Here is a 404-nt window from a genome sequence, read left to right as displayed (position 1 = left end):
CCGTACAACAAAACAACGGCGAATACGGCGGCAATCAGAAGAAAGCGGCGCATGGTTTACTCCTGCACGACCGACAAAGATTTCCAACCGGAATCCAAATGCCAGTTTTTAGACGTCAGGGCATTGATTTGGAACGGTTTGGGCAGTTTGGCGGTTGTCAGCAGCAGGCGGATTTCAGCCTTCGTGTCTTTGGCGGCCACGTCACTCAGCGCACCCTTGGACAAAACCTTCCAATTCGCGACCGCGCCCACTGCACGCAAGGCAGTCTCAAGCGTGTCGTACTCGGTAGAAAACGTACCGACGGTAACACGATAACGGTTGGTCAGCGGATGGAAGGACAATTTGTATTGAATCGTGCTGTCGTTGTTGAGCAGCTGGTCGAACTTGAATTTATAAGACGACAT

General features: G+C 51.7%; 1 protein-coding gene. It reads right to left on the bottom strand.

Going from position 1 to position 404, the window contains the following annotated elements:
- Positions 1 to 56: 56 nt before the first annotated feature.
- On the bottom strand, positions 57 to 404 hold a 348-nt coding region (locus ACTHSP_RS22355; RefSeq protein ID WP_440347054.1), incomplete at its 5' end, for a DUF4390 domain-containing protein.

The sequence above is a fragment of the Neisseria sp. P0001.S005 genome (assembly GCF_051963715.1).
The sequence above is the reverse complement of the archived record's forward strand: the minus strand, read 5'-3'. Positions and strand labels throughout refer to the sequence as shown.